The sequence below is a fragment of the Paenibacillus germinis genome (assembly GCF_013141785.1).
Classification (GTDB): Bacteria; Bacillota; Bacilli; order Paenibacillales; family NBRC-103111; genus Paenibacillus_E; species Paenibacillus_E phytorum.
In genome coordinates this window covers 1-2,972 of sequence record NZ_WHOC01000084.1, presented here as the reverse complement: position 1 = coordinate 2,972, position 2,972 = coordinate 1, and the positions used below count along the sequence as shown (strand labels likewise).

The following is a 2,972-nucleotide window of genomic DNA, read 5'->3' as shown; positions in this document are numbered from 1 at the left end:
TTTCTTGGTGCTCAGATTCGCTACCCCAGTGGCATAACTCCACTTTTTTCCACCATCAGAAGTTTTAGCAAGTATCCCCGGGAATCCATGCTGCAATGTATCTCGCATAGCTTGCTTGACGGAATTATGATCTTGTAGAGTGCTTGTTTCTAACGATCTAGATTCATTTTGAGTAGGCTCTGCTTTTACAATTGAGATTGGCGATGTGTATAGCAGGGAAGTTCCAGTTATTAAAAGGGCCAGACTTGCAAATGTAATTTGACTACGTACTTTCATAAGACATTCCTCTTCTCTATTCATATTATAAGTTTGTAATCATCTGCATAATTGTTGTTTTACAAAGTTGAGTCGTCTATTTATTCTTCAAATTAATTTTAAATATATCGCCATCATTACCACCAAAAACGATCATCCCACCTTCAGGTAGAACTACCGAATGATTGCTCGTTGCCTTTGAAAAGTTCACAAGCAATCCTTCCTTGTCATAAACGGCGAATCCACCACTTAACGGAGTCTCAACGTTCATGACTCGATTGGCTGATTTTTCATCAATTTTATACCATACAGCCTGACCACCCGATGGTATGATGCAAAACGAGTCATTCCCTTCATAAATGGGTTGAATAGCATCTTCACTTATATAGGATTGTCCATCGATCTTTAAATACTCTTTATGGTTCTCATTATAGAAATTCAAATCGAAAGCATCTCTTCCGTTCAAAGTAGGAATCTCAATTACATTTACTGCTTTATTCTCGTCAACAATTTTAGTTCCCGATGCGTATCCATGGTTCATATCAACGGATATATTTTTGGCCAAAAGCGATTTGCTCAAATACAACATTGAAGTTATCTTTTCATCCAAAGAGTAGTAGTTTTTTTCATTTCTATGCTCCCATACCGTTTTAGTTGACTGATTTAGAGGATTGGAATCTAACTTTTGATATTCATAGGTTACCGCCACCGTTTGACCTAATCCTGGAGTATTTATATAAGTGTTAAGTTTTAAATAGGTTTTTCCATTCTTCGGTTGGTCAAAGCTTATGGTTGCATTCCCTTCGTTGTTCTTGAATTGTCCATTGCCCGTATATACGTATTTTTGAGGGGGTATCAATCCATAGCTCAGAGAGGGTAAATCAATCTCTCCGTTCTTTATCTCCAGATTTACTGTATGACCTATGGTGCCGTATAATCCAGAGTAAGCTAGCAAATCAGATGACATGTCCACTTTCATTGGAGGTTCAAATGTTTTTTCGGGTAGAATCTCTTTAATGATGCCTTTGGATTTTGTATATTCTAATAAAATATTAGATGCAAATATACTATTGTAGGAACCACTCCCTCCCGATGAGAGCACAGCCATAGAAATATCATGTTCGGGTAGGGCGGTCAAAGCAGCGTGATACATATACGTATCTCCACCTTTAAATAATGCGGTTATTCCATAATCACTAAACGGTGCTAAACGGACGGCATCCCAGCCAAGGCCATAATTAATGGTGTTTGTCTCTTCAGAAACCCACACTCCCTTTCTATACTCATGACTTTGCATAGCCTTGGCTGATTTCTCAGACAAAATATCCGTTCGATTGCCGATTAATACTTCAGCGAACTTACTTACTTCTTCGGCCGTGGAGTAGATGCCTCCTGTCCCAATGAGATTGGCATTCTCGGTGGGTAAAGCATGATCGAGCCCAGGGAAATAAGTTTTTGTGAGCCTGTCTCTATCAAATGAATCACGTGGTGTTTGGGTAGAGGTTAATTGAAGAGGCTTGCTAATATGGGTTTCAAGAAATTCGCTGTAACTTAAACCGCTCACTCGTTCAACCAAGATTTCAAGCAGCTGAAAACCATTATTACAATATACCGAAAATTCGCCGGGGTTTGATTTTAAGCTTTCTGATTGTAATTTGACCAATAATTCATCATGATTTTTCGTATCATTATCATCAAACAAAAAACTATTCCCATAGTGACTACCGTAAATTCCTGAAGAATGATTCATCAACATGCGCGGCGTAATCTCTTTATATCGTTCATCTGCCATTGTAAAGTCCTTGATATACGTGGTTAGTGGTTGATCAATATCAATTTGATTAGAATCAGCTAGCATCATCGTTGCAGCAGACACATACGTTTTACTTACCGAGCCTATTCCAAACATCATGTCTTTGGTTATCGGATTGTTGGTCACTTTATCGTATACACCAGCGCTACCCGATAAAACAATGGATCCATGATCCATAATCGCATACTGCAATCCACTCACACCATAATCGGACAACATATTCGCAGCAAGTTCCTGTGCCTTTTCTTTTACAGTATCATTATTCGTTAGAGCAAAAGCAGGGGTGACCGGTATTGCAATAAGTATAGCGGTCATTAATACGGAAACCATCTTCTTCATTATTATTCCCTCCTCTTATTCCTTCTAGATGTGACTTACTGAATTCATCATACAAGAGAGAAGGCTAATATATGAAAAAGAACCCTGAAACGCAAAAAACAATCCCTAAACAACATGTTGTCTAAGGATTGTTCGTTTAAAATGGCAGTAGGACCATATTATGAAATACTTTATGTTTTGTTTCAATGGTCATATGACCACCGTACTTTTCGCAGATTCTAGCTATGTTCGTTAATCCAATACCATGAAATTCCGGGTTTGATTTTTGGCTGTTTAAGTGGGCAACTTCATTCTCCATATGATTCATGATGTGAATGAGAAGGGTAGAATCGGTAGAATGTATTTTTATAAGAATGTACCTATCTTCTGCTATTTTTAACTTTTTAGAAGCCTCTATTGCGTTATCTAACATATTTCCAATGACAACACATAAGTCATAACGGTCAATATAGACTACTTGTGAACATAAGTTAATCTTTGTATCTATTCTTATGCCATTGGCTTGTCCAATACTAAGCGTATTAGTGACAAGAGCATCTATAACGAGATTCCCAGTATTAACCCG

Annotated in this window: 2 protein-coding genes and 1 pseudogene; all 3 read right to left on the bottom strand. The window is 37.8% G+C overall.

Annotated elements, in window-relative coordinates; genetic code table 11:
* Positions 1–276: pseudogene (locus tag GC102_RS17410) on the bottom strand (serine hydrolase domain-containing protein); the annotation flags it as partial.
* 76 nt (positions 277–352) lie between these two features.
* Positions 353–2,407 (bottom strand): serine hydrolase domain-containing protein, encoded by a 2,055-nt coding sequence (locus tag GC102_RS17405; RefSeq protein ID WP_171690691.1) that lies wholly within the window; start codon positions 2,405–2,407, stop codon positions 353–355.
* Between the two features lie 136 nt (positions 2,408–2,543).
* On the bottom strand, positions 2,544–2,972 hold a 429-nt coding region (locus GC102_RS17400; RefSeq protein ID WP_171690690.1), incomplete at its 5' end, for an ATP-binding protein.

What these genes read in the sequence shown, in the direction of transcription:
- GC102_RS17405 (WP_171690691.1), bottom strand. Translation starts at nt 2,407, where the DNA reads ATGAAGAAGATGGTTTCCGTATTAATGACCGCTATACTTATTGCAATA.